The organism is Cytobacillus firmus NBRC 15306 (genome assembly GCF_001591465.1).
GTDB lineage: Bacteria > Bacillota > Bacilli > Bacillales > Cytobacillaceae > Cytobacillus > Cytobacillus firmus.
On the sequence record NZ_BCUY01000232.1, the window covers coordinates 1 to 949 of the forward strand.

The 949-nt window shown below is 33.0% G+C and carries 1 pseudogene; it reads left to right on the top strand.

The annotated features are described in order from the left end of the window. A pseudogene (locus tag BFI01S_RS22810) lies at positions 1 to 355 on the top strand (Tn3 family transposase); the annotation flags it as partial. Between the last annotated feature and the right edge of the window lie 594 nt (positions 356 to 949).

Sequence of the window (949 nt, forward strand, 5' to 3'; positions counted from 1 at the left end):
ATGCAAGATCTCAGTCTTCTAGAAAGTCCAGTATACCTCCCAATAAGGGAGAATCCATGAATGCCTTGGCACGAGCTATTTTCTTCGGAAAACAGGGAGAACTTAGAGAAAGAGCATTACAAGATCATTTACAGCGTGCCAGCTCATTAAATCTAATTATTAATGCCATCAGCATTTGGAATACCGTGATTTATCACAAGCAATTGAACATTTTAAAAAAATAGGAAAATATCAAGAGGAATTGCTTCCTCACATATCACCATTGGGATGGGAACACATAAACTTTCTCGGAGAATATTCATTTATACCTGAGATTTTGAACTCGATACATGCCCTGCGTCCACTTAGGATATAAAAAAGCCTGGTTTTTCTGCTTAACGTAGAAAAATCAGGCTTTTACCTTCTAAAAAATTCCTTAGCGTATTATATCTGCGTTTAGTCGGCAGTACCCCTTTATGGTTTCATCCATGGCAATGCTGTTTATTTGAAGAACATTTTTTTCGCTTTCAACATTTTGGACTCTGGTTATAGGGGTATTAAATCTGTTTTTGACAGCTACAGTTTCATTTTCGTGATTCTCTGTGTTTCTTGTATTTTGTACTAAAAATAGTAACCCTATGGATAAAAGAATAAGTATGGAAACGGTAACCAATAAGGCCCTTGGTATTTTTCTAATGAGACACCTCTAAATAGTTTTGTTATTAGCTTGTTTAGTCACAGGGATTTTAACGATGAAATAAATGGAAAATAAAAAAAGGAGTTCCGTTTACGTTGCTATTAAAGAAAGGAAAGATGATTAACTTTTGCTATTACTTATTTCTTTATTTGTTTTTTCAAATTAGGGTATGTAGGCAAATGTCTAGTCCTAGGATAATTAGGAAAATAAGATAAAACTAAATATATTCAATTTAAGAAAGGGGAGTTATAAAAATTATACAATATCATAATT